The 25,378-nt window shown below is 57.1% G+C and carries 27 protein-coding genes; 16 read left to right on the top strand and 11 right to left on the bottom strand.

From position 1 onward, the window contains the following. Positions 1-62: 62 nt before the first annotated feature. The 13 genes from nrdR to ACFOSS_RS00125 all read left to right on the top strand — a co-directional run bounded on the left by nrdR (position 63) and on the right by ACFOSS_RS00125 (position 12,482). A complete protein-coding gene (gene nrdR / locus ACFOSS_RS00065; RefSeq protein WP_377149621.1) occupies positions 63-512 on the top strand; it encodes a transcriptional regulator NrdR in 450 nt (149 codons plus the stop codon). 2 nt (positions 513-514) lie between these two features. Beyond that, entirely contained in the window at positions 515-1,639 is a 1,125-nt protein-coding gene (gene ribD / locus ACFOSS_RS00070) for a bifunctional diaminohydroxyphosphoribosylaminopyrimidine deaminase/5-amino-6-(5-phosphoribosylamino)uracil reductase RibD (protein ID WP_377149623.1), read from the top strand. Between the two features lies 1 nt (position 1,640). Next, positions 1,641-2,303: a riboflavin synthase gene (locus ACFOSS_RS00075; RefSeq protein WP_377149625.1), complete on the top strand. Its 663-nt coding sequence runs from the start codon at positions 1,641-1,643 to the stop codon at positions 2,301-2,303. Between the two features lie 22 nt (positions 2,304-2,325). Next, a complete protein-coding gene (gene ribBA / locus ACFOSS_RS00080) occupies positions 2,326-3,420 on the top strand; it encodes a bifunctional 3,4-dihydroxy-2-butanone-4-phosphate synthase/GTP cyclohydrolase II (RefSeq protein ID WP_377149627.1) in 1,095 nt (364 codons plus the stop codon). 105 nt (positions 3,421-3,525) lie between these two features. Then, positions 3,526-4,011 (top strand): 6,7-dimethyl-8-ribityllumazine synthase, encoded by a 486-nt coding sequence (gene ribH / locus ACFOSS_RS00085; protein ID WP_377149629.1) that lies wholly within the window; start codon positions 3,526-3,528, stop codon positions 4,009-4,011. Beyond that, a complete protein-coding gene (nusB, locus tag ACFOSS_RS00090) occupies positions 4,008-4,418 on the top strand; it encodes a transcription antitermination factor NusB (RefSeq protein WP_377149631.1) in 411 nt (136 codons plus the stop codon). Before ribH ends, nusB begins: the two co-directional genes overlap by 4 nt. A gap of 81 nt (positions 4,419-4,499) precedes the next feature. Then, positions 4,500-5,465, top strand: a complete 966-nt coding sequence (thiL, locus tag ACFOSS_RS00095; RefSeq protein ID WP_377149633.1) for a thiamine-phosphate kinase — start codon at positions 4,500-4,502, stop codon at positions 5,463-5,465. Continuing rightward, positions 5,462-5,950 (top strand): phosphatidylglycerophosphatase A family protein, encoded by a 489-nt coding sequence (locus ACFOSS_RS00100; RefSeq protein WP_377149635.1) that lies wholly within the window; start codon positions 5,462-5,464, stop codon positions 5,948-5,950. Before thiL ends, ACFOSS_RS00100 begins: the two co-directional genes overlap by 4 nt. Positions 5,951-6,373: 423 nt before the next feature. After that, entirely contained in the window at positions 6,374-8,095 is a 1,722-nt protein-coding gene (locus tag ACFOSS_RS00105) for an ABC transporter ATP-binding protein (RefSeq protein ID WP_377149637.1), read from the top strand. A 47-nt stretch (positions 8,096-8,142) separates the two neighbouring features. Then, positions 8,143-9,699, top strand: coding sequence for an ABC transporter substrate-binding protein (locus ACFOSS_RS00110; RefSeq protein ID WP_377149639.1), 1,557 nt, complete (start codon positions 8,143-8,145; stop codon positions 9,697-9,699). A 137-nt stretch (positions 9,700-9,836) separates the two neighbouring features. After that, positions 9,837-10,814: an ABC transporter permease gene (locus tag ACFOSS_RS00115; protein ID WP_377149641.1), complete on the top strand. Its 978-nt coding sequence runs from the start codon at positions 9,837-9,839 to the stop codon at positions 10,812-10,814. Positions 10,815-10,816: 2 nt separating this feature from the next. Then, on the top strand, positions 10,817-11,752 hold the full coding sequence (locus tag ACFOSS_RS00120) for an ABC transporter permease (protein WP_377149643.1): 936 nt from the start codon (positions 10,817-10,819) through the stop codon (positions 11,750-11,752). 481 nt (positions 11,753-12,233) lie between these two features. Then, on the top strand, positions 12,234-12,482 hold the full coding sequence (locus ACFOSS_RS00125) for a hypothetical protein (protein WP_377149645.1): 249 nt from the start codon (positions 12,234-12,236) through the stop codon (positions 12,480-12,482). Positions 12,483-12,579: 97 nt separating this feature from the next. Here ACFOSS_RS00125 and ACFOSS_RS00130 read toward each other — a convergent pair whose 3' ends face one another. Continuing rightward, positions 12,580-12,795 (bottom strand): SlyX family protein, encoded by a 216-nt coding sequence (locus tag ACFOSS_RS00130; protein WP_377149649.1) that lies wholly within the window; start codon positions 12,793-12,795, stop codon positions 12,580-12,582. A gap of 257 nt (positions 12,796-13,052) precedes the next feature. On the opposite strand from ACFOSS_RS00130, the gene fkpA reads away from it, so the two are divergent. Continuing rightward, the gene (gene fkpA, locus ACFOSS_RS00135) at positions 13,053-13,877 is read left to right on the top strand and encodes an FKBP-type peptidyl-prolyl cis-trans isomerase (RefSeq protein ID WP_377149651.1); all 825 of its coding nucleotides are present in this window, start codon (positions 13,053-13,055) and stop codon (positions 13,875-13,877) included. Positions 13,878-13,940: 63 nt separating this feature from the next. Here the strand turns inward: fkpA and ACFOSS_RS00140 are convergent, their stop codons facing one another. Further along, positions 13,941-14,120, bottom strand: a complete 180-nt coding sequence (locus ACFOSS_RS00140; RefSeq protein WP_377149654.1) for a DUF1127 domain-containing protein — start codon at positions 14,118-14,120, stop codon at positions 13,941-13,943. A 117-nt stretch (positions 14,121-14,237) separates the two neighbouring features. On the opposite strand from ACFOSS_RS00140, the gene ACFOSS_RS00145 reads away from it, so the two are divergent. Beyond that, positions 14,238-15,176, top strand: coding sequence for a LysR substrate-binding domain-containing protein (locus ACFOSS_RS00145; RefSeq protein ID WP_377149656.1), 939 nt, complete (start codon positions 14,238-14,240; stop codon positions 15,174-15,176). On the opposite strand, the gene ACFOSS_RS00150 is transcribed toward ACFOSS_RS00145, so the two are convergent. Together ACFOSS_RS00150 and ACFOSS_RS00155 are read right to left on the bottom strand one after the other, a co-directional pair. Further along, positions 15,137-15,697, bottom strand: a complete 561-nt coding sequence (locus ACFOSS_RS00150; protein ID WP_377149658.1) for a GNAT family N-acetyltransferase — start codon at positions 15,695-15,697, stop codon at positions 15,137-15,139. The genes ACFOSS_RS00145 and ACFOSS_RS00150 overlap by 40 nt on opposite strands. Positions 15,698-15,739: 42 nt before the next feature. Beyond that, positions 15,740-16,444, bottom strand: coding sequence for a hypothetical protein (locus ACFOSS_RS00155; RefSeq protein ID WP_377149660.1), 705 nt, complete (start codon positions 16,442-16,444; stop codon positions 15,740-15,742). A 191-nt stretch (positions 16,445-16,635) separates the two neighbouring features. Here ACFOSS_RS00155 and pfkB point away from each other — a divergent pair, with 191 nt between their 5' ends. After that, positions 16,636-17,571, top strand: a complete 936-nt coding sequence (pfkB, locus tag ACFOSS_RS00160) for a 6-phosphofructokinase II (RefSeq protein WP_377149662.1) — start codon at positions 16,636-16,638, stop codon at positions 17,569-17,571. A gap of 4 nt (positions 17,572-17,575) precedes the next feature. Here the strand turns inward: pfkB and ACFOSS_RS00165 are convergent, their stop codons facing one another. From ACFOSS_RS00165 to ACFOSS_RS00195, 7 genes are all read right to left on the bottom strand, one after another. After that, entirely contained in the window at positions 17,576-18,025 is a 450-nt protein-coding gene (locus ACFOSS_RS00165) for a GNAT family N-acetyltransferase (RefSeq protein ID WP_377149664.1), read from the bottom strand. Then, on the bottom strand, positions 18,025-18,405 hold the full coding sequence (locus ACFOSS_RS00170; RefSeq protein WP_377149666.1) for a hypothetical protein: 381 nt from the start codon (positions 18,403-18,405) through the stop codon (positions 18,025-18,027). Before ACFOSS_RS00170 ends, ACFOSS_RS00165 begins: the two co-directional genes overlap by 1 nt. A gap of 165 nt (positions 18,406-18,570) precedes the next feature. Next, positions 18,571-19,938, bottom strand: coding sequence for a sodium-dependent transporter (locus tag ACFOSS_RS00175; protein ID WP_377149668.1), 1,368 nt, complete (start codon positions 19,936-19,938; stop codon positions 18,571-18,573). A gap of 215 nt (positions 19,939-20,153) precedes the next feature. Beyond that, entirely contained in the window at positions 20,154-22,802 is a 2,649-nt protein-coding gene (locus ACFOSS_RS00180; protein ID WP_377149671.1) for an alpha-amylase family glycosyl hydrolase, read from the bottom strand. Between the two features lie 128 nt (positions 22,803-22,930). Then, positions 22,931-24,427, bottom strand: a complete 1,497-nt coding sequence (locus ACFOSS_RS00185) for a helix-turn-helix transcriptional regulator (RefSeq protein ID WP_377149673.1) — start codon at positions 24,425-24,427, stop codon at positions 22,931-22,933. Further along, on the bottom strand, positions 24,424-24,693 hold the full coding sequence (locus tag ACFOSS_RS00190) for a GIY-YIG nuclease family protein (protein ID WP_377149675.1): 270 nt from the start codon (positions 24,691-24,693) through the stop codon (positions 24,424-24,426). Before ACFOSS_RS00190 ends, ACFOSS_RS00185 begins: the two co-directional genes overlap by 4 nt. Beyond that, a complete protein-coding gene (locus ACFOSS_RS00195; protein ID WP_377149677.1) occupies positions 24,690-25,316 on the bottom strand; it encodes a Yip1 family protein in 627 nt (208 codons plus the stop codon). Before ACFOSS_RS00195 ends, ACFOSS_RS00190 begins: the two co-directional genes overlap by 4 nt. Between the last annotated feature and the right edge of the window lie 62 nt (positions 25,317-25,378).

Below are 25,378 nucleotides of genomic sequence, written 5' to 3' on the forward strand. Positions count from 1 at the left end.
AACCGGTTAGGGTGGCTCTGTTACACTGCAGTATCTGATTGACGGCGAGGAGTCCGCAGCCCATGCATTGTCCCTTCTGTAATGCCGATGATACCAAGGTGATTGATTCGCGTCTGGTGGCCGAGGGGCATCAGGTGCGTCGTCGCCGCGAGTGTGTCGAATGTCATGAACGTTTTACCACGTTCGAAAGTGCTGAGCTGGTGATGCCGCGGGTGATCAAGAGCAATGGCAGCCGCGAACCCTTCAATGAGGACAAGCTCAGGGGCGGAATCCAGCGGGCGCTGGAAAAGCGGCCGGTCAGCATGGAGTCGGTGGAGGAGAGTCTGAACCGCATTGAATCGCGCTTGCGCGCTACCGGTGAACGTGAGGTGGATGCCAAGCTGATCGGTAATCTGGTGATGGAGGAGCTCAAGATCCTCGACAAGGTCGCCTATATCCGGTTTGCCTCTGTCTACCGTAGTTTTGAGGACATTCGTGAATTCGGCGAAGAGATTGCCAAGCTGGAGAGGTAAGTATGTCACAACGGGATCGCGACTGGATGCAGCGGGCCTTGATGCTGGCTGCGCACGGTATCTACACCACCCATCCCAATCCGAATGTGGGGTGCGTGCTGGTCGATGCCGATGGCGTGGTGGTGGGTGAGGGCTGGCATCACAAGGCTGGCGAGCCCCATGCCGAAGTCCATGCGCTGCGCCAGGCCGGGCTCAACGCGCGCGGTGCCACGGCCTATGTGACACTGGAACCCTGTTCACATTTTGGGCGTACGCCGCCCTGTGCACTGGCTCTGATTGAGGCAGGTGTGAAACGAGTTGTGGTGGCGATGCAGGATCCCAATCCGTTGGTGGCGGGACGAGGCCTGCAGATGCTGCAGCAGGCCGGGATCGCGGTCTGCTGCGGCGTGATGCAGGCTGAGGCCGAGGCCATCAATCTCGGTTTTCTCAAGCGGATGCGTACCGGATTGCCCTATGTCCGCTTGAAGCTGGCAGCATCGCTGGATGGGCGCACCGCGCTGGCCAACGGCCAGAGCCAGTGGATCACCGGCCCCGCAGCGCGACGTGATGTCCAAGCCTGGCGGGCGCGTAGCAGCGTTATATTGTCCGGTGCCGATACGGTGCTCAGCGATAATCCCTCGCTGAACGTGCGTTGGGATGAACTGCCCGCAGAGGTACAGTCTGTCTATCCATACCAGGCGTTGCGCCAGCCGTTGCGCGTCTTGGTGGATGGCCGAGGCCGGATCCCGGCCTCGGCAAAATTGTTCTCGCTGCCGGGGGAGGTCTTGGTGGCCCGGCAACAGGCTGTGGCGGCCTGGCCACAGGCATTGACCGAGTGGATTGGGCCGACGGCCGACAATGGCAAACTGGATCTGCAAGCCTTGATGCAGGAGTTGGGGCGTCGAGGCTGCAATGAGGTTTGGGTCGAAGCCGGGCGTCAATTGGCCGGGGCGCTATTACAGGCCGGCTTGGTAGATGAATTGTTGCTTTATCTGGCTCCCAAGGTGCTGGGGGACTCGGCGCTGGGCTTGTTGCACATTGCTGAATTGGATTCTTTGGCGCAAGCCCCGCAGTTGATCTGGCACGATGTGCAGCAGATCGGTGATGACCTGCGATTGACGCTGCGTCCGGCAGTGAAGGAGAAGTAAGATGTTTACCGGAATCATCGAGGCAGTTGGCGAGATTGTCAGCATGCAGAGCAAGGGGGCGGATGTGTCGTTGCGCGTTCGCAGCGGTACACTCGATCTGGCGGACGTCAAGTTGGGTGACTCCATCGCCACCAATGGTGTCTGTCTGACCGTGGTCGCGTTGCCGGGGGATGGTTATGTAGCCGATGTGTCGGCAGAGACCATAGCGCGCACCGGCTTTGCCCACTACCGGAAAGGTCAGCGCGTCAATCTTGAAAAGGCTCTGCAACCGAGCAGCCGGCTTGGCGGACATCTGGTATCCGGGCACGTCGACGGTGTTGGTGAAGTGGTGGCGGTCTCACCGCTCGGGCGGGCCATGGAGTACTGGATTGCGGCACCAGGCGAACTTGCCCGTTATATTGCAGAGAAAGGCTCCATTACCGTCGATGGAATCAGCCTGACGGTAAACAGTGTCGAGGGGGCGCGTTTTCGCCTGACAATCGTCCCGCATACCTCACAGCAGACCACGGTGGCTGAGTGGAAAGTCGGGACGCGTGTCAATCTGGAGGTGGATGTCATCGCGCGTTATCTGGAACGTCTGGTCTTGGGTGACAAGGCGGCAGAGCCGCAAACCCAAAGCGGTGTGACGTTGGCGATGTTGGCAGAACAGGGTTTCATGCGTTGAGTAACGCTAAGGATGAATCGAAATGGCATTAAGCACTACCGCGGAAATCATTGAGGAATTTCGTCAAGGCCGCATGGTCATCCTGATGGATGACGAAGATCGGGAAAATGAAGGCGATCTGATTATGGCCGCCAGCATGGTGCGTCCTGAGGATATTAACTTCATGGCGCGTTATGGTCGCGGGCTTATCTGCCTGACGTTGACGCGCGAGCGTTGTCAGCGTTTGAGTCTGCCGCTTATGGTGGGCAACAATGGCGCTCAGTTCTCGACCAACTTTACGGTTAGCATCGAGGCCGCGGAAGGGGTCAGTACCGGCATCTCGGCAGCAGATCGCGCGCGCACTGTGCTTGCGGCGGTGGCGCCGGAGGCTAAAGCCAGTGATCTGGTACAACCGGGGCATATTTTCCCGTTGATGGCGCAACCCGGCGGGGTGCTGACCCGTGCCGGTCACACCGAGGCCGGTTGTGATCTGGCGCGGTTGGCCGGGCTGGAGCCGGCGGCGGTCATCGTCGAGATCCTCAATGAGGACGGTACCATGGCGCGGCGTCCGGATTTGGAAAAGTTTGCCGCCGAGCATGGTATCAAGTTGGGGACCATTGCCGATCTGATTGAGTACCGCAATCAACACGAGACGACGGTGGTCGAAGTGGCTCGGGCGATGTTACCGACCGAACACGGCGAGTTTGAGCTGGTGACCTTCCGTGACACCATCGATAACCAGTTGCACTTTGCATTGTGCAAAGGTGCGGTCAGCAGTCAGGACGCGCCGCTGGTGCGAGTACATCTCCATGATTTCTTCCGTGATGTATTGCTCAGCGATCGGCTGGCAGCGCGTAGCTGGCCAATTCCCAAGGCGATGGCCAAGATCGCCCAGGAAGGCGGTGTGCTCGTCGTGCTGGGACATGACGGTGGACAGCAGGAGCTGCTGGCTCAAGTAGAGCAACTTGCCGCCGGAGCGGCTGCGCCGAAACGGGCGCAAGCATCCCGTCGGGTGGGTGTTGGCTCGCAGATCCTCAAGGCGCTGGGGGTCACCCAGATGCGGCTGTTGAGCAGTCCTACGCGTTACCATGCCCTGTCCGGCTTTGGCCTGGAAGTTGTGGAATATCTGTCGGAATGACCCGACTGCGCCGGGTAAATGTGTGTGACCCGGCGCACAGGCTTTTGTCAACGCCGTCTTGTGCTAGAATACGCGCACTTTCACGCCATACAGACAGGATTTCCCATGAAGGTCATCGAAGGAAACATCGCCGCTCCCGAGGCGCGTATCGCAATCGTGGTCTCCCGTTTCAACAGCTTCATCAACGAACGCCTGATCGACGGGGCTCTGGATGTGATCAAGCGCCAGGGATTGGTACCGGATGAGCAGATCACCCTGGTGCGTGTGCCAGGTGCGGTGGAAATCCCGCTGGCAGTGAAGAAGCTGGCCAAGAGCGGCAAGGTTGATGCGATTGTTGCGCTCGGTTGTGTCATCCGTGGTGATACCTACCACTTTGAACTGGTGGCCAACGAAAACAGCAAGGGCATGGCGCAGGTGATGCTCGAGCATGAGATCCCGGTCGCATTTGGCGTCCTGACCACTGATAATGTTGAACAAGCAATCCAGCGCGCGGGTACCAAGGCGGGTAACAAGGGTGCAGAGGCAGCACTGAGTGCGCTGGAAATGATTAACGTCCTGAAGAATCTGGACGTCGAAGGAGTCTCAGAGTGAAACCATCCGAACGCCGCAAGGCTCGTCATTTTGCCGTCCAGGCCATTTATCAATGGCAAATGACACAGGACAACGTGGCGGATATCGAAGAGCAGTTCAAGCTGGAACAGCCGATGAAAGGTGTTGACATTGGTTACTTCGGTGAGTTGTTGCTAGGTGTTGCCACTAATGCCAACAAGCTGGATACCACCTTTTCGCCATTCCTCTCGCGCAAGCTTGAAGATCTGGATATGGTCGACAAAGCGATTCTGCGCCTGTCGACTTTCGAACTGCTGTATCGCAAGGATGTACCGTATCGCGTCGTCATCAATGAAGCGATCGAGCTGGCGAAGGCCTTTGCCGCCGAAGACAGCCATAAGTTCGTCAATGGTGTTCTCGACAAGGTCGTGAAGTCATTGGAAAACTAAGCGTGCTCGTCTTCAGGAACATCATTAAGCCAGCACATGCTGGCTTTTTGTTTTATCAACGCCAAATCAGGAGAATCAGACGTGGGTGAATTTGACGTAATCCGTCACTTTTTTCAGCGCCCTCCACGGCGTAAGGATGTCGTGACCGGCTCGGGTGACGATTGCGCCTTGCTGCGCGTACCCGCTGATGCGTTGCTAGCCATCAGCACTGATACGCTCGTGTCCGGAGTGCATTTCTTTGCCGACGCCGATCCGCTACGCCTGGGTCACAAGGCCTTGGCTGTGAACCTGTCCGATCTGGCAGCGATGGGCGCCGAGCCGCGTTGGGTCTCGCTGGCGCTCACGTTGCCTGAGATCGACGAGGCCTGGCTCGGTCGCTTCGCGCAGGGGTTTCTCGAGCTGGCGGATTTTTTCAATGTCGATCTGATCGGTGGTGACATGACGCGAGGCCCCTTGTCGATCACTGTTTCGATTCAGGGGGTTGTTCCAGAACAGGGCGCGCTGCACAGAAATGGCGCAAGCCCGGGTGATGCCATCTGGGTGACAGGTGAACTGGGTGCAGCAGCGCTGGCACTACAACATCAGTTGGGACAGGTTGCGTTGTCAAATGAGCAGTGGCTGCCGCTTCGGGAACGGCTCGAGAAACCAGCACCTCGCATCCTGGCGGGTATGGCATTGCGTGGTTTGGCCAGCAGCGCGCTGGATATCTCCGATGGGCTGGCGTCCGATTTGGGACATATTCTGGCCGCATCCGGTGTCGGCGCGCAGGTGGAGCTGGAACGGCTACCCTTACCACCCGCCCTGCTGGCGCAACCTGATGCGTTACGCTGGCAATTGGCCTTGGCCGGGGGAGATGATTATGAACTCTGCTTTACAGTGCCGGAGGTACAACGAGGGGCGCTGGCGACAGCCTTAGCCGGGGCAGGGGTCAAGTTTACCGAAATCGGTCGCATTGTGGCCGGTGAACCGCAGATAGAATGGTTGTATCACTCCACGCCGATGACGTTGACGTTACGGGGCTGGGATCATTTCAAGGAGTCGACATGATTAAACCAGAACTGCGCCGTCTGTCGTGGCGCAATCCACTACACTGGCTGGCAACAGGCTTTGGTTCCGGCCTCTCGCCCTGGGCACCGGGGACCATGGGGACCCTGATGGCGATACCGCTCTATCTGCTGTTGCCCCCCCTGAGCTGGCCATATTATCTACTGCTGCTGTTCGTGGGCGCCGTGGCCGGTATCTGGATCTGCGAGTCGGCGACGCGAGCCATTGGCGTGGAGGATCACGGCGGTATTGTTTGGGATGAGATCATCGGCTATGGCATCACCATGCTATTGGCCCCACCGGGGTGGCCATGGTGGGTGATCGGTTTTTTGCTGTTCCGCCTATTCGACATTGTCAAACCCTGGCCGATTCGCTGGTTTGATCAACATCTGTCTGGTGGCCTGGGCATCATGCTGGATGATGTGGTCGCCGGAATCTTTGCCTGTCTCTGTCTGCAATTCCTGGCACATTTCGTGCTTTCTCTCTAATGCTGGCGCGCTTGCTGACCGGATAATCTTCCGGTCAGCAAGCGACAGTCTCGAGCAAAATATCATCAATATTCATTTTTGTCGCATAAGGTGCGAATTGTGTCCGCCTGAGTCTTTTTGATAAAACAGAAAGAAACACTGGCTGTCACACACATCTTGGTAGATGACTCGATAACTGGACAAACCTTTCGACGATGATACTGGTGTTGGTCAGGATGCTGGCATATTACACTGCAATATTGGTTGATTATAGTGAATTAGTGCATATCTATCTGTAAAGATGCGATTTACACAGCATAATAAACGAAGTAATTTAAACCAGTTTGTCATCAAAATGCAGAATAAACTGCCTCTGACCCCCAGTGTTCGGAGGCTTTTCCAGGAAGAAATACGCGGGGGCGTCGCCCCTGCCGAGGTTGTGTCATGTCCTTGCTTGAAGTCAGGAACCTGCGGATTGAATATCCGTCCCGTCGCGGCGTGATGGCGGCGGTCAAGGATCTCTCGTTTACCATTGAAAAAGGGGAGATCCTCGGTGTCGTCGGTGAATCCGGAGCCGGTAAATCGACGATCGGGAATGCGATCATTGATCTGCTCAGTCCTCCGGGCCGGATTGCCCGTGGCGATGTGTTCCTCAATGGTCAGCAGATTTCCGGTCTGAGTCCCCAAGAGATGCGCAAGGTGCGTGGCGCCCATATCGGTTTTATCTTCCAGGACCCGATGACCTCATTGAACCCGTTGTTTACGGTTGAGCGTCAATTGGTCGAAACCATTGAGGCCAATACCGAACTGCGTGGTGATGCCGCCGTGGTTCGCGCCATCGAGCTGATGGCTGCCGTAGGGATCCCGCAGCCGGAGATCCGCATCAAGCAGTACCCCCATCAATTTTCGGGCGGCATGCGGCAGCGTGTCGTGATCGCGATTGCGCTTTCCGGTGATCCGGAATTCCTGATCGCCGATGAGCCGACAACCGCACTCGATGTGTCGATTCAGGACCAGATCCTTGAACTTATCAAGACGCTGTGCAAAGAGCGCCAGGTTGGCTGCATGCTGGTGACACATGACATGGGGGTCGTGTCCAACGTGACGGATCGTGTTGCGGTCATGTACCGCGGTGATCTGATGGAGATTGGACCCACGGCCGACGTGTTGGGCAATCCACAGCACCCCTATACCAAGAGTCTGATTGCCGCGGTACCGCGGTCAGATGTCAAACTGGTCCGCTTCCCGCTGGTCAGCTATATCGAAGAGGCGGGAGAGAGCTCGACACTGGATCTTAAGCATCACTGGTTAGGACAGGCCCAGGATCAGCGCAGTTACGACGGTGCTTTGTTGCGAGTCGAAAACGTCAGCCTGCGTTTTGTGACCAAAGATTCCTTGTTTGAGTCACGCCGTCAGTATGTTCAGGCTAACAATGACGTCAGTTTCGAGATTCACGAAGGTGAAACCTTTGGTCTGGTTGGTGAATCCGGTTCCGGCAAGTCGACGATTGCCCGCGTGATTGCCGGTCTGTACCCACCCAACGAAGGTAAAATTGTTTTCGAAGGGATCGATCTGACGGCGCTAAAAGGTGAGTCAGAACGTCGTCCCCTGCGTCGTCAGATGCAGATGGTATTCCAGAATCCCTATTCTTCAATGAACCCGCGCATGAAGGTGGCTGACATCATTGCCGAGCCGATACGTTTCCACAAGTTGGCCGAAAATGAGCGCCAAATTGAGCAGATCGTTGCCGATCTGCTGGACCACGTCGGGCTGGGGCGGATGGCTGGCTTCAAGTACCCGCATGAGTTTTCTGGTGGGCAGCGTCAGCGCATCTCCATTGCGCGCGCCTTGGCGACGCGTCCTCGCTTGTTGATCTGTGATGAGCCGACATCTGCGCTGGATGTCTCGGTACAGGCACAGATCCTGAATCTGCTCAAAGACCTGCAGGATGAACTAAAGCTGACCATGCTCTTTATCAGCCACGATCTGCCGGTGATTCGTCAAATGTGTGATCGGATTGGGGTCATGCAGAAGGGAGCCCTGCTGGAAGTGGCTCCGACCGAACAACTGTTTACGGCCCCCTCTCATGAGTACAGCCGTAAATTGATTTCCCTGATGCCGGAGTTCAAGGGGATGAGTCGTGACGGACTGCAGATTGCAGGCTGAGCACGTAACCGGTGCCAACTAACAACAACAGCAACACGGAGTAAGCAATGAAGAAAGGATTTACCAAGATCGCAGCCGCGCTGTTTGCTGCCGGCATGAGCTTCAATCTGTATGCAGCCAATGTCACAGTGGCACTGGACGCAGATCCGGAATCTCTGGACGTCTACGAGCAACTGTCTGGTGGTATCCTGCAGTTCGCTCACATGTCCTACGATCCGCTGGTGCGTCTGACCAAGGATATGAAGTTCGAAGGCCGCCTGGCCGAGAGCTGGGAACAGCTGGATCCCAAAACGGTGCGATTCCATCTGCGCAAGGGCGTCAAGTTCCACTCCGGCAACCCCTTTACCGCCGATGATGTCATCTGGACTTACAACCGCATTCTGAAGTCCGAAGACTATAAGGGCCTGTTCGAGGTCTATGAAGGCATGAAGAAGGTCGATGACTTTACTGTTGATCTGGTGGCCAAGGTTCCGTATCCGCTGGTGTTGCAGAACGCGACCTACATCTTCCCGATGGACTCCAAGTTCTATACCGGCACGACTGAAGATGGCAAGGACAAGGCTGAAATCGTCAAGGCCGCGGGTACCTATGCTGCGACCCACGTCTCCGGTACTGGCCCATACAAGGTGGTGACCCGTGAGCAAGGCGTCAAGCTGGAGCTCGAACGCAATGCGGACTACTGGGACAAGGCTTCCGGCAGCAATGTCGACAAGCTGAAGATCGTCCCGATCAAGGAAGATGCGACTCGCGTAGCGGCGCTGCTGTCCGGTGACGTCGACATGATTGCTCCGGTGGCACCGAACGACCAGGATCGCATCAAGAAGGCGGCGAACGTCAAGTTCGTGACCGAGTCCAGTGACCGTATCGTCATGTTCGAGTTGAACCAGAAGACCCAGCCGGCCTTTGCTGACAAGCGCGTGCGCCAAGCGGTCAATCTGGCCGTCAACCAGAACGGTATCGTTGATAAGATCATGAAGGGCTTCGCCACCCCGGCCGGTCAATTGAGCCCGGCAGGCTACCTCGGGCACGTGGAAGATCTGAAGCCGGGCTACGATCTGACCAAGGCCAAGGCGCTGATGAAGGAGGCCGGCTTCGAGAAGGGCTTCAAGGTGACCATGATCTCCACCAACAACCGTTACATCAACGATGCCAAGATCGCGCAGGCCGTTGCAGCCATGCTGTCCAAGATCAACATCAAGGTTGAGCTGAAGACGATGCCGAAGGCGCAGTACTGGCCGGAATTTGACAAGTGCGCCAGCGACATGCAAATCATCGGTTGGCAGTCTGACACCGTCGACTCAGGTAACTACTTCGAGTACCTGGTTCAGACCCGTGACGATAAGACCGGTAAGGGTCAGTACAACTGCGGTGGTTACTCCAACGCCGAAGTGGACAAGCTGATTGCCGACTCTAACGCCGAAGTGGATGTGGCCAAGCGTTCCGAGATGCTGAAGAAGATCGAGAAGATCCTGGCTGACGATGCAGCTGTACTGCCTATCCAGTGGCAGAACCTGGCCTGGGCCGGCAAGAGCAAGCTGAACGTTGAAGAAGTCGTCAATGGCCGTGATTTGCCGGTATATGGCAATCTGAAGGTCAGCGAGTAAGTAAACTGTGCCGGCATGTCGCCGGCCAGTGTGATTCGACAGGCGTCCTGCCCTCCATGGGGGCAGGACGCCCTGTCATGTGAGTAGCAAGAAAAACACCCTGGCCTCAGGTTCGGGTGTGGCAAGGACACTCCTGCATGTTTACGTTTCTGATAAAGCGGCTGATTCAGGCCGTGGTTGTGATGTTTGTCATCAGCCTGGTGGCGTTTGCCATTCAGGATAATCTGGGGGATCCGCTGCGCGAAATGGTCGGGCAGGGGGTATCGGAGGCCCAACGCGAGGCGCTGCGCGACAAGCTTGGACTCAATGATCCCTTCATGGTGAAGTACAGCCGTTTCCTGGCTGGTGTGGTGCATGGTGACTGGGGAACGTCCTTTATCTTCAAGAAACCCGCTTTGCAGGTGATCCTCGCCAAGTTACCGGCAACCCTGGAACTGGTGCTGGGGGCGACACTGATCATCGTGGTGCTGTCTATTCCGCTCGGGGTTTATTCGGCCATTCATCCACGGAGCTGGCTCACCAAAGTCATCATGGGGGCGAGCATCATCGGGATTTCGGTCCCCGTATTCCTGACGGCTATTTTGCTGATGTTTGTCTTCTCGGTGCAGTTGGGCTGGTTGCCTTCGTATGGTCGTGGCGAGACCCTCAATCTGCTGGGCTGGGAGTCCGGTTTCTTCACGCTAGATGGCCTGTTGCATCTGATCCTGCCATCCATTGCCCTCTCGTCCATCATGTTGCCGCTGTTTATCCGGCTGGTACGGGCCGAGATGCTGGAGGTTCTCAGTTCCGAGTACGTCAAGTTTGCCTGGGCCAAGGGGCTCGACAAGAATAAGGTCTGGTACCAGCACGCATTGAAAAACACCATGCTGCCGGTGATTACCGTTGGTGGTGTGCAGGTGGGTACCATGGTGGCGTATACCATTCTGACCGAAACCGTGTTCCAGTGGCCGGGTACCGGCTTCCTGTTCCTGGAGGCGATCAACCGTGTCGACACGCCGCTGATTACCGCCTACGTGATCTTTGTCGGTCTGATCTTTGTCGTGACCAACACGCTGGTTGATTTGCTGTATGGCGTCATCAACCCGACTGTCAATCTGACCGCCAAGGGAGCCTGATCATGAATCACGTTCAAGTTACCAGTCGCTGGACCCGGATCCGGCAGTCTGACCTGGTCTATTTTTTCCTCAAGGACAAGGTGGCCATGTTCAGCATGGCGATCTTTGTACTGTACGTCCTGTTATCGCTATTGGCTCCGGTCATTGCGCCACATGACCCCTATGATGCATCAACCTACGACATCATGGATGCCGAATTGCCCCCGGCCTGGCTGGATGGGGGCGACGAGCGCTTCCTGTTGGGGACTGACAACCAGGGGCGCGACATTCTGAGTACCATTCTCTATGGTTCACGCGTCTCGTTGTCGATCGGCTTGTTTGCCGTTGGTCTGCAGCTGGTGCTGGGGATCGTCATCGGCTTGCTGGCTGGCTATATTGGTGGCCGACTCGATAACCTGCTGATGCGGTTTGCCGATGTGCAGCTGTCGTTTTCGACCATGATGGTGGCCATTATTGTCTCGGCCATTTTTCAGGCCGCGCTGGGCGGCGAGTTTTACTCTCAATACGCGATTCTGATGCTGGTGGTGATCATCGGTATCTCGGAGTGGCCTCAGTATGCGCGTACGGTACGGGCTTCCGTGCTGGCAGAAAAGAAAAAAGAGTATGTTGAAGCGGCACGGGTCATGGGGTTCAAGGCGCCGCGCATCATGTTCCGTCATATTCTGCCGAATTGCCTGTCACCGATTCTGGTTATTTCGACGGTGCAGGTGGCCAATGCCATCATGTCCGAGGCTGCGCTCTCGTTCCTCGGTTTGGGCATGCCAGTTGACAAGCCGTCACTGGGCTCGCTGATCAGCATCGGCTTTAACTATATTTTCTCGGGTTCCTGGTGGATCACTGCATTCCCGGGTTTTTGCCTGGTGCTGCTGGTACTGGTGATCAATTTGCTGGGTGATTGGTTGCGGGATGTCTTCAATCCACGCATCTACAAGGGGTGAGTTTGCGATCTATCAAGAACGGCGAAGCGTGGGCTTCGCCGTTTTTTTTGCCTGATCCGCAAACTGTGCAAATTCGCAGCAATATGCTGCCGTGGTCGAATGGCTTCGACTTGCTGCGGTGTCTTATTTCATTCGAAAGACAGATGACCGTTTTTTATGCTGCATTGATAGCAAAAGATTCGTAGCAGGTGCTGCTTTAGACGATAAACCTAGATTGTCAGCGCAAGCGTTTGTTTGGCATACTGCCGGCGCAGTCAGGATCGACGCGTTTTTTCAACAAGGGAAGGAGGACAACGATGAGCGCTATGCCACTACGACATACTGTCGCGTCCTTTACTACCCCAACTGTTGATAAAACCGCTACACGTCGGTTCGCTGCCTGATCTCTTTTTTCACAGGCCGCGGCGTAAGCGGACTGTGGATACCCTTCTGACACCCAGTCCCCTTTGCCCCGGCCTCCGAACATCCGTTGGAGGATATTATGCGTCGTTCTGTTTTGATGAATCTTGCTCTGTTGTGTGTCAAGGCGGATATCGCCCTGGAACAAGCCAAGCTGCGTAGCGCCCTGCGTCATGCGCGTGCCGAACTTGGGCACTATTCCCCTCACTTGCTGCGCGATATGGGGCTGGATGAAACGTCCTTGGGACGCGATCTGGCGGCTCGTCAACGCGAGTCTCTGCGTCTGGTCTGTCGTTCCCGTCAGCGGCACAGGTGGCCCAGACAAAGCTGAGTCGAGTAGGCTCGGTCTCTTTACCGCCGGGCCTGCTTTATCATCACCAGAAAACCAAAACGCCCGAAAGGGCGTTTTGGTTTTCTGCACGGGAGCGTCAGTAATGCGGGGGGGGCGTCTCTTCTGCCTGGCTGGCGACCGGCGAACCGACCTGCTCACGCATCTTCTGGATCAGTATGTCCATCTGTTGGCGCATGCGTTCCATCACTTTTTGCTGTTGCGCCAGCTCCTCGCTCAGTTGTTCAAGAGCATGCTCCTGGAAGGCGACTCGGGTTTCCAGATAATCCAGCCGCTGAAGCAAAATGTCTGACATCGATGGCTCCTGATGACGTTATTGAGGACGGCGATGATAGCGTGTTGCCGAAGCGATGCACAGAGGTGGTATGTGATGGAAAACGCTGTCAATTCTTGCCGCTGTCGCCGATGGCGCTATCGGCTTCACTATTTTTTGATAATTGCCTTGCGAAGCCTGTTGTTCTGTACCTCAGTGCGGTTAGTATAAAACGCTTTATAAGACGAGCCTCTCTATAACTGTCGCAGAGAGCCAAGATTGGGTGTTTGGAGAAAATAATGAAACAGATCCTGAAAGTTTCCCTGCTGGCCGCGGCCATGAGCCTGGTCATCACCGGTTGTCAACAAGATGAGAAGAAGGCCGACGCTGCTGCAGGGAAAGCGCCGGAAGCCAAGGCTGAAGTGAAGAAGGATGCTGCCAGTTCAGCGCTAAAGACGTTTGAAGAAACGTCAGCCTATGCTATCGGTCAATCCATGGGCCGTTATATCGCCAATACGCTGGAGCGTCAGCAAGAGCTGGGCGTGAAGCTGGATAATGCCGTGATCATGCAGGGCGTCAAGGATGGCTTGGCCAAGAATTCGTTGCTGGATGAGAAGCAACTGGAAAAGGCTCTGAAGGATTACGATCAGAAGATCAATGAAGCGGCCGCCAAGAAGGCTGCGGATGATGCCAAGACCAGCCTGGAGAAGGGTAAGAAGTTCCTGGAAGAAAACGCCAAGAAGAAGGGTGTCACCGTTACCAAGTCTGGCCTGCAATATGAAGTGCTGACCGAGGGCAAGGGTGACCAGCCTAAAGCCTCTGACATCGTCAAGGTTCACTATACCGGTACTTTGATCGATGGCACCAAGTTTGACAGCTCCTATGATCGTAACGAACCGGCAGAGTTCCCGCTGGATCACGTGATCCCGGGCTGGACCGAAGGGGTTCAACTGATGAAGGTTGGCGCCAAGTACAAGTTCTATCTGCCGTCGCAACTGGCTTACGGTGAACAGGGTGCGGGTTCTATTCCGCCAAACTCCGTCCTGGTGTTTGAAGTAGAGTTGCTCTCTATCGGCAAGGACAAGGCTGATGAAGCGGCCAAGCCGGCGGAAGCCAAGAAGTAATCTGTTATTCATGCGCTAGCAAAAACGGCCTCTTGCGGGGCCGTTTTTATTTCTACCGTTGTGCTATCTGTGCCAGAAGGGTTTGCTGGACTCGCGATATTGTTCGCCGTGAGTCAATCCGATGTCTTTTAACTGGTGGTCTGTCATGCTGGCCAACAGTCGTCGGCTGCGGTAATTGTGCTGCCATTGTCGGAGGCAAGTTTGCCATCTCTTAAGCCATACTAATGCCTTCATGCCGCGCATATCGTCGTCCCTCTTGTGATTTATCGCGCTTTTTATCCATACTGCTGAAGACACATTGTTCTTATCCCCGGCTGAACAGACAAACGGGTTAAACTGCAGAGGGTATTAGTAGAACTAATGGCAATTTTGATGCATCGCCTGAAGGCGCTGGCGGTACTGGATGCGGTACTGAGCACAGGTTCGTTCAGTGCGGCCGCGGTTTCGTTGTGCGTGACCCAGTCAGCCATCAGCCAGCACATCAAGCAGCTGGAGCAGGAAGTTGGCCTGTTGTTTGAGCGCCATCCCAGAGGATTGCGGCCTACTTGCCGGGCGGAACGCATGCGGCCGTTTCTGAGTCAGGGCCTGGCACAGCTCGAGGAGGGGTGGCGGCAATTAAGATCGGACGCGGCGGACAACGTGGTGTGTCTGACTGTACTGCCCTCCTTTGCCAGTTGCTGGCTCTTACCCCGACTCGACGCTTTCAACCTGGCTTTTCCGCACATCGAACTACGACTGTCGATGAGTGAACAGGTACAGGATCTACAGGCCTCCACGCTGGATCTGGCCATTCGCTTCGGCCCGGGCGATTACCCGGGGCTGCTGGTCACGCCGTTGATGAGCGATGAGCTGTTCCCGGTGGCGTCACCGGCTTTCTTGGCCAGCGTCGGTCTGCCGGAGTCTCCTGCGGCGCTACAACACTATGCCCTGCTGCGTGATAATGCGCCCGAGCGTATGAACTGGCGAGCCTGGTTCGAGTGTGCCGGTGTCCGTGAGTTTCGTGGACAACATCATTTAACCTTGTCTGACTCGGCACAGTTAATCCGCATGGCCGTGGCCGGTCGTGGGGTGGCGTTGGCGCGTCGAGCCCTGGTAGCCGAGGAGCTGGCATGTGGCACCTTGCAGCGGTTGTTTGATATCGCCCTGCCATCGCCTTACGCCTACTATCTGGTGCAGACGGCGCGAAGTGCATTGCGCCCGGCCGTGCGCGCTTTCGCTGACTGGTTGTTGTCGCAGGTGGCCGATAGGGCGGGAGCGATTCAGCGACCGGCCTGCCAGGTCGAGGCATCAAGCCGATAACGGAGTAGCGACAAGAACTGGCCATCAGGGAGCGGCTGTTCGTCGCTCCCGCGGTAGCTGAGTCCACATTTGCGCATGACAGCACCGGAGGCCGGATTGGCGGTGTGATGCAGCGCCTCGATGCGGTCCAGCCCCAACTCTTGAAAACAGAAATCGATCATCGCCGTGACCGCTTCGGTCATCAGACCCATACCCCAATAGGGTCGACCCAGCCAATAGCCAAGACAACCTCGGCTGATGAGGCGCCCCGCTTCCCGCTGCTCATCCAGCACGACGCTGATGCTACCGATCAGTTTGCCATCCACGTCATCGATCGCCAGTATCAGGGCTTCACCTGCGCGCCAGGCACTGTCATGGCTGGCAATCCAGCGCTGTGCCAGCCCGGGAGGATAGGGGTGGGGAATGAGCACGCTGCCGGCCGCCACCTCCGGATCGCCGGCCAGCGTTTCGATGCCAGCGATGTCGTGGAATGAGAAGGGGCGCAGAATCAATCGCGGCGTCCGCAGTTCAGGATGTGTCATGCTAGCTCCTGGCTATTTTTGGCCAGCCTGCCACAAATGTGTTCATTTGCCGATGGGGCTGGCCCCATTTGCCAGCCGGCGCATCAGGCTTTCGCGCTGTCTTTGGAAAGGGGTGACCCATGGCTTGGGTTGGTCCGGCTGATTGATGTGCCGGACATCACCGGTGGCAATAAACTGGCGCATGCCATCACGGTTGAGCCAGTAATAGATGCCCCAGTTAGCAAAGTCCCATTCGCCATTATAGGGATGCGCCTCATAGTCGATGTAGAACAACCCTTGTGCGTTGAGTACAAAGTTGGTTGGGAAGTAATCGATGTGAAAACCGTGTTGTTCCAGTTGCTGTGCCATCGCAAACATCGGACGAAAGTGGCGATCATCCAGCCCCTGCCGGATCAAGAGATCGCTGATCAGTTCTCCGGCGATGAACGCCTTGGCCAGACAGTAGTATTCGTGGCTGTAAGCCAGTAAACGCGGGTGGGCGATGCCGGCACACTGCAAGCGTTGATAACTACACAACTCGAACGCCAGTGCCTGTGAAAAGTCGATGGTCTGGTGCCCGGTCTGGCAGTACCGCTTGAGTACGATCTGGGCTGGTAGGGTGCTATTCGCAGTGGTCCGTCGGTAGAGCCATGAGATCGCCGATTTGCCACGACCTAGCTCCTGTTGCAGCTCGTATTCAACATCGTCCAGCCAGAGGTGGTCTGACTGCAGGGTTAACCGATAGGGTGAGATCACATCTTGGGTCATGTCGACAGCTCCTGGTCAATTCCCTACAGCGTGGCAGAACCTGTGGTGGCCCACATCCTGCTCCGGGGTGGAGGTTGCAGGCGGAACCTGGCGATGCGAGGAGCAAGCTCGCATGACGCTTGTCTTCGGGTCCGGGCTAGCCGATGATGGACATCAGTCAACGCAACCCTCGTTTGTTGCAGGAGCCCGAGATGAAACCCATTGCCACCTTGACCTTGTCGCCATCCCTGGACAGTGCCACGGAAACCGATGCTCTGTATCCGGAAGGAAAGCTCAGATGCACGGCCCCGCGCTTTGAACCCGGTGGGGGGGGCATCAATGTTGCGCGCGCGATCCGCATGCTGGGTGGTCAAGCCACGGCCATCTATCCGGCGGGGGGACCAACCGGAGAGCACCTGACACAACTGCTGCGCCATGAAGGCTTGGAAGTCGGTGTCGTCAGCACCCTGGACTGGACACGCCAGAATCTGCATGTGTTTGCGCGACAAAGCGGTGAGCAGTACCGCTTTGTCATGCCTGGCGCTTGTTTGCACGACGAGGAGATCCATGCCTTGCGGCAGCGGGTGGCAAGCCTCCCGGAGGGGGCCTTGCTGGTTATCAGCGGCAGTTTGCCTCCCGGCATGGATGTTGCCGATCTGGTCGACTTGGTGGTGTTTGCCAGACAGAATCGCTTGCAGTGCGTGGTCGACAGTTCGGGGCCGGCGCTGGAGGCGGTCGTCAAAGAGGGGGGCTTGCTGCTCATCAAGCCAAACCGCAAGGAGCTGGCGGCGCTGACTGGTCAGCCGCTGGAGACACTGGAGCAGGTTGCCCTGGCGGCGCGGGCGCTGATACAGCGAGATGTCACCCGCTATGTCGTTGTCTCGCTGGGCGCAGAGGGCGCCTTGGCTGTCAGCCGTGAACAGCAGGTGCTGGCGACCCCGCCGCAGGTCAAGGCGCTGAGTACGGTGGGCGCGGGGGACAGCATGGTGGCTGCGCTGACATTGAAACTGGCAGAGCGGGCGTCGTTGGAAGAGATGCTGCGCTGGGGCGTGGCTGCCGGGACGGCGGCTACCCTGCGTCACGGTACTCAGCTCTGCGATCCGGTTGCCACGGCCGAATTAGTCACCCAGGTGCATGTTGGGCGCTAAGACCCTAGATGTTTGGATGACTGCCGGCGTTGAACGAGCACAGATAGATGGTATCGCGCAGCTGCCAGCCCAAATGGCGATAGAACTGCAACGCAGCCGTGTTGTCGGCATGCACAAACAGGTGTGTCTTCTCGATACCATGACGCTGCAGGGCTGCGATCCCCGCCTCCAGTAGCCGACGTCCCAGGCCCTGATGTTGCCATGCCGCAGCGATCGCCAGGTGCTGCAGGTAGCCGCGACGGCCATCGGTACCAATCAGCACGGCACCGATCAGGGTATCTTGCTGCAACAGAACCTGGCTGAGTTGCGGATTGTGGTCCAGATAACGAGCAATGGCTTCGCGCGAGTCGCTATCACGCAATGTCATGCCACTGCTGCTTTGCCACAGCGCGAGGACCGCATCGTAATCGCTAATCAGCATGGGCCTTAGTTGCATCTGTTCCGGTGATGACATCAGGCATCGCTCCACGGTAATGGGCGTACCAGACGCAGTGTCTTGTTCAGTACGCCCTGTTCCACATCCAGCTGATAGTCTCCCGAGGCGACATATAGCTGCAGCCGTTCCTGATCCAATCCTTTTAATGCCAGGTAGTCGGCGGCCTCGCTGCGGCTGGCAAAAGCCTGTTGACCGGTAAACAGCCCGTAACACCAGGGGCCCAGTACCAGCACCTCTTCACCGCGGGCAATGCGTTGTGCTTGCGCGGGGGAGGCCAGTACATAGACCGGATGACGGGGCTGGGGGCGAATCATCGGGATGCTGCGGGTCTGGTAGTCAATGCCAACCGCCATACCCAGAGCACATAGCAGTACCAGGGGAATCAGAAATCGCTGCAACGTCTTCTCCTGGTTGGTAAATATCAGGATTTCTACTGTACGGGAAAGCAACAGACTGTGCCAGATGAATGCTGCCGTTTTGCGCAGGCAAACCGTTGAATTGCAATCCTAAATAGCCAACGGCGACCATTGGCCGCCGTTGGCTATCACCAGCCGATTGGCCGTTTAGAACAGGGCCAGCCCCTTGAGCATCACCACCAGGATCAATGCGGGGGTGACGAAACGCAGCAGCAGGAACAGTATGCCTACCAGCCGCTGGTTAGCGAGGGTGCCGCGATTACTGAGTGCCTGCAGCAGACGCTCTTCACCCCAGACCCAACCGGCGAACAGGCAGATCAGGATGCCACCGAGCGGCAGCAGGAGGTTGGATGAGAGGAAATCAAACAGATCGAACATCGTCATGCCGAACAGTTTGAACTCGGCCAGGGTGCTGTTGGTCAAGGCACAGGTCGAACCGGCCAGTGCCAGGATCAGCAGGCTGATGAGCGTGGCCTTGCGGCGCGTCAGACCAAAGCGCTCGTGGATGATGGCGACAGGCACTTCCAGCAGCGACAACATGGCTCCGGTTGCAGCCACCGCGGTCAGGACGAAAAACAGCACCATCAAGAGATGCCCCATCGGGATCTGCGCAAATACGGCCGGTATGGTGATAAAGACCAGAGATGGTCCGGCAGCCGGCTCGAAACCGAAGGTGAATACCGCCGGAAAAATGGCGATACCTGCCAGCATGGAAATAAACAGATCCGCGGTCATGACCCGTACCGTAGTCGCCGGAATATTCTGCTCATCCCGGAAGTAACTACCATAGGTCATCATGGTGCCCATGCCGATCGAGAGTTTGAAGAAGGCCAATCCCATGGCCATCAAGACGACAGAGGCACTGAGTTTGCTGAAGTCAGGTTGAAACAAAAAGCGCAGTCCTTCGGCGGCCTTGTCCAGCGACAGGCTGACGGCACATAGCACCAGCAACAAAACAAACAGCAAGGGCATTAATTTCTTCGTGACGGCCTCGATCCCCTTGGCGACCCCGAGTAGCAAAATACCGCCGATGAATACCAGCACGAACCATTGCCATAACAGCGACTGCAGCGGATCACTGATCAACTGGCCAAACGCCGCACCGGTGACCGCGGGATCACTGCTGAGAATGGAGCCGTCGATAGCCTTGACGATGTAGGCAAACACCCAGGCGACGACCTCGGAGTAGAACGACATGATGAGAAAGGCCGCCAGCATGCCAAACGCGCCAATCAGCCACCACGGTAACCCGCGCGGTGCCAGGCGTTGCAGTGCCGTGATGGGGTTAGCCTTGGCTTCACGTCCCATGGCGATCTCCGCCATCATCACCGGTAGCGCAATCAGCAGCGTCGCCAGCAGATAAACCAGCAAGAATCCGGCACCGCCATTGGCACCGGTCATGTAAGGAACTTTCCAGATGTTACCTAGACCGACGGCCGAGCCGAGGGTGGCGGCTAGCACGCCGAAGCTGCTGGTGAAACCATCGCGTTTCGCGGTTGGGGCTGAGTCACTCATGTGGGTGTCTTACTCTATTAATGGGATAGATGGCGAAATAATCTTTTGCAGAAAAACGAGCGGGCCGATTTTTTCATCTGCCTATGCTGGCGCCAAGCCTTTTTTGCTGTCTGTTGAGTGAGATGAGAAGAAAAGAGAACCCCCCTCACGTTTTGCGGTCGTCGAGGGGGGGAAGGTGCTCGGCGCCCTGCGTGGTGCAGGGCGCTGTCACGCGATTATTGACCCAGGGTGATCAACGGGAGATCGTCCCAAATCAAGGGGTCCAGATCGCTGCCACCGGAGAAGTTCCAGGCCCCGGCTGCGCTTTGCAGTGGTCGGTAGCTGCTCGACAAGCCATCCAGGTCCCAGGTGGTGACGTAGAAGGTGATGCCGTTTAGCGACGAGGGTTTACCCAGCGAGGCGCTCGGAAAATCGAAGTTGATGGTCTTGCTGGCTTTATCGACTGAAAGGGTGGGGGCCGGAGCGATCGGCTCACCAAACTGGCTGGCGGTCGCGCCCTGGCTGCTGTAGAGGCTGTTCTGCCAGCCAAATGCCACGACTTGACGCTGCCAGGTTTGGCCATCCGGCATAGTGCCGCGGATCTTCGGTAGCAACGTCTGACCCGTCCCTTGTTCCGGCAGATGGATGAAGATGCTGAAGCCGACGTGGTCAAAGCCGAAGGTAGGAACCCAGGTATCCGTAACATTTGCCATCTTCAGGCTCAGGCGCACATTGTTGCCGGCTTGGAACACCTTGGCTTCTTCAATGGCCAACTGCGGTGCCGTCTTGTCGAAGCTGTTATCTCCCGGTAGACCATAGGTACCCAGCGGACCGCCACTGCCTTCGGCGGCATCCCCGGTGTCATCGACAGTGATGGCCGGTGTTTCCGGGTACGCCAATTGGCTTTGGAAGCGGATATCCGGCAGGCTGCTGCCATCTGCGGCCTCGTACAGAGCCAGGCGGTGGTTTTGCGTGCCGATCTGGAAATCTCTGACACTCACACTGCCTTGCCAGTTGCCCTCGGTGTCGACTACCACCTCTTGTGCCGCATCAAGGTTGCCATCCACGACCAGTTTGATCCGGCGGCCCGGCGTTCCGGTGCCCTGCAGTGGCAGATCGGCCGAAATCACAGCGCCTTCGAGTGGCGTGGTGAGTGTCATGCTCTGATCGGTAGGCGGGACCGCACCTGTACCATCGGCCAGTAACAGCAAGGCAGACTTGGCCGGTAAGGCCAGCGTCAGGCTACCATCGTCACCGGTGATGATCTCCTGCTCGGCATCCTGGTTCATGGCATCGAGAATCCGCAGTCGGCTGCCGGCACCCAGACCTGTGAGCATGTGATTGAGCAGAACCGGCTGACTGGCGGTATTGAGGATGATGAGCAAGCGAGTGTCATCCAGTTGGCGCCGGTAGGCAAAGGCACCTGCACCGGCACTCTCCTCGGCCAGGATGGTCAAATCCCCTCGCGACAGCGTTTTATACTCGTGGCGCAGTGTGGTCAGCTTCTGGATGAAGCGGTACATGTCGGAATCGGAGTTGAAAGAGTCAAGCTGTTGTCCATCTTCGCGATAGCCGCCGCTGAACATGGCATCGCGATAGCCGGTAAAGGCTTGTTCCGTGCCCTGATACAGCACAGGGATCCCTGGCAGGGTCAGCAGAGTGAACAATGACTGTTTGAGGTCATCCTGGCTGGCCTGAGCCAGCAGACGAGCCATATCATGGTTTTCGATGAAGTTACCCAGTCGATACGGATCCGGGTACATCTCCATCATTTTGCGCAAGCGGAAGCCGAGCTCGGCGGTGGGTTTGCCACCGGCAAAAACCTGGCTCATGGTGGCTTGCAGCGGGAAGTTAAGCACCGATTCCAGTTCGGGTTTCTCTTTGGTACCCAGGTAGGCAATCAGCTTCTCTTCCCCTTCGGTGTGGTAGGCGGTCGAGGCTTCGAAGATCTCACCGAGGCTCAAGAAGTCGTTACGTCCCGTCTCTTTGGCCTTGGCCAGGATGCCGTCGCTGCCGTGAAAGAAGTCGTTATAGAAGTCATGCTCAACAAACTTGACGGTATCGACCCGGAAGGCATCGACGCCGACCTGATCTATCCAGTAACGATAGCTTTGTTTGAGATAGTCGCGTACCGCCGGTGTGCTGGTATTGAGATCGTCCAGGTCCGACAGCTGGTAGGTAAATTGTTGCGTTGTGTTGTTATGATCCGCAATGGCCGGGGTCCAGTGGTAGATCGCCGCCTGCTGAGCCTCCGTACTGTTGCAGTCATTCAGATTCAGCGGCGGTGGCAAGGTTTGTCCTGCGGCGAGCGCGCCGGGGATCAACTCAAAGCCTTGACAGGGTTGCGCCGGGTCATAGTTGCCGCTGTAGGTAAAGAAGTTACCCAGATGGTTTACCACCACATCCTGAATCAGATACATGCCACGCTGGTGCAACCCGCTGGCAAGAGCCTGGTAACTGGCCAGATCGCCAAAGTGCTCATCCACTTTTTGCAGATCCCGCGCCCAATAGCCGTGATAGCCCCCGTAGTTCTGTGCCGGATCCCACCACTGATTGGCGACAGGCGGTGTTGTCCAGACGGTTGTGGCGCCAAGCCCGGCAATGTAATCGAGTTTCTGTTGTACCCCGAGCAGATCCCCTCCGCTGAATTTCTTGTCGCTGCTGGGATCGTATTCACCAGTGCCCTGATCGTTGTTGCTGCTATCACCGTCGTTAAAACGGTCAATCATCAGGAAATAGATTATCTGATCGCGCCAGTCAGGAGAGGCAACATGGCGATCAGGATGCGGATTGGTTGTGCTGCTGTTGTCGTTACCGCAGCCAGATAACGCAATAATGATGGCGGATGCGAGGGTTCCAAGCTTTATGGTTCGGTTTTTTTGCATTTTTTTATTCCATTGACATGAACGGGTGTGCTGATTTTATTCATCTTCACTGGAATCGAATTAGCATTATGCGCCAGAGCATTGGCGTGTAATGCCAAGCCTGCAAAGTGTGATCAGGCTCCTGTTGGCTACAGTCTTGGTGGGAGAAACCCTTCGCCGCCATTATCCAGCACGAGGCGGTTGTGTTGCTCGCTGCCAAATTCGAACCAGACCGGTGTCTCCTGGTCTGGCGGGTTAAGCTGGCAATACCAGCTCCAGGCCGGGCCGCAGCGTTCCGCACTCATCCGTTGGCGGACTTCGCCATGAGAGCTGTTCCAGACGGCTTCGGCTCTGGGCCAATCGGAGCGGGTAAACAGGCGCACCAGCCACTGCGGATGCCCTGTGGTGGGCAACCGGATCAGCTGATGACATACGGCGGCATAGCTGCCTAACAGCACAGGGGCATCCAGGCAATAATCTAGGCCGCCGTTATTATCGAGATGCAATTCGCCGCCAACGCGGTATTCGATACGAAAACGCAAGGGATCATGGACCGGCAAGGAGGGGGTCGACCACAGCTCGATATCCGCAGCCAGGAAGCGTTCAAAGGTCGCGGCATAGGGGCGCCAGATACCATCCTTGTCTTCACACAATACCTGGACGGACTTATCAAAGGCGCGGTTGTGCAAACAGATCCAGATCCGCGCACCACTGTATTGGCGCAAACTGTGCTGCTGCAGCTGATTCAATGCGTAGTAGAGCGATACGGCAGGCAGAGCCCCGGAGTCATCATGTTCAAAGTAGCGTTGCCGATAGCGGCCCGGCGTCATGCCAAACCAGCGGCGAAAGGCGCGCTGAAAACTGGGGGCATCCTGATAGCCAAGTTGCAAGCCAACCTGAGTCGCGCTGTACTGTTCATGACACAACAGACTGACGGCGCGGTTACGGCGCACATCCTCCAGCAAGGTGGAGTGAGTGGTGCCGAAGGAGTGTAACTGCCGTTGCAGACTGCGCACTGGCAGTTGTAGCTGCAGTGCCAACTCCTGGAGCGAGGGCTGCCGCGGCAGTGTCTGCTCCAGAAGCTGTTTTACCCGTTCCAGCAAACCGCGGGGTTGTGCGCCGAGGCGATGCAGGCGGTGCAATACGGTGAGCAAGGCGCCATGCAACGGTTGCCAGCTGACGTTCGGTTGCGACGTGTTGGCACTCAGTGTCAGATGCAGGGCTGGTCGTCGGCCGTAACTGGCGGCCAGCAAGTGCAACGGCACAACTTCGGTTTCCGTGCGCATCCGCTGTGGCCACTCCAGCCGCCACTGGGCGCCGTTTTCCTGAACGCTGAGGTGCCACAGCTGGAGCAGCCACCACAAGGGTTCGGGATCCGGCTCTGGCACCAAAGGCTCAAAGCGGATCAACAGGGCGAGATCGTGTTGTTGCCACTGTGGATACCATTCGCTACCCAGCAGTGGCAGGCTCTCGCACCAGACCTGGCAGGACTGGGAAAAGGTAGCGGCGGAGCGGGCGGTGAACTCGATCAAGCGCAACAGATCATCCAACTGCCACACCTCATCGCCAAGTGAAACCTGCTGGCGACGACAGCTGTCGGTCAGTTTTTGCAATAGCCAGCGGCGTGGTGATTCAGAGGGCATCATGCTAATTCCGGAAGGCCGACTTCGCCGCGGATCAGAGCCTCCTTGCGGGCCTTGGGCCATTGTTTGATGGCATATTCCAGACGCAGGGCTTCGCGGTGCGAGATGACGGCGCTACGCCAAACCAGCGTCAACGGGCCACGACCCCGCAACGCGCGGGCCCCGGTGCCGTTCTGGTGCATGACCAGGCGCCGTTCGACATCCCGACTGATGCCGGTATATAGGCGCTGATCCCGGTCGCGGATCAGATACAGATGCCAGTCGCTCATGCCAATAGCTGGTCCAGCAACAATTTGATGGGGGATAACAGCACCAGCGCGGCCATGGCCGTCAGTAACAGATTCAGCAAGGCCTTGAGCATCGGCAGACGCTGTGCCTCGGAAACGCCGATGCACAGCAGCCAGAGCGACCAGATACCCAGTAGCAGTTGCAAGGCCGCCGCGATGACAAAGCCTTTATGCTGTGCCAGTGATTGCATCAGCTCAGGAGAGCGCGGGGCGAAGACCAGAATGCCGAGCTCGGCAATCATCCCCCCCCAGGTCACGAGTCCCAACACATTCGGTAAGCCCGACCAGGCCATGACGGTACGCATTTCGGCGCTGTCGGCTTCTCCTCCCAGCCAACGACCGATACGGCTTAACAGCCAACTGCCAATCCAGAGCTCCGCCAGCCCCATCAAGGGTCCCAGCAGCAGGCAGATGGCCAATAGTGGCCACAATGCGACCTGGCTGCCAAGGCCATGTCCACTGGCTTGTCCGAGGGCGGCGGCGATACCCGTCAAGGATGCCAGTGTCAGCACGTTGTAACCGGGCGCCTCATCCAGCAGATGGCGAAACGTCCGGCGCGGGTAGCGCCATAGGCTCAACCAGGGATTGATCGCTAGTTCCGGCATAGGGTCGGGGCTCCGCAATGAAGATAAGGCGTCAGTCGCTAGAATACACCAGCTCAGGAACG

The organism is Pseudaeromonas sharmana, from assembly GCF_042649925.1.
GTDB lineage: Bacteria > Pseudomonadota > Gammaproteobacteria > Enterobacterales > Aeromonadaceae > Pseudaeromonas > Pseudaeromonas sharmana.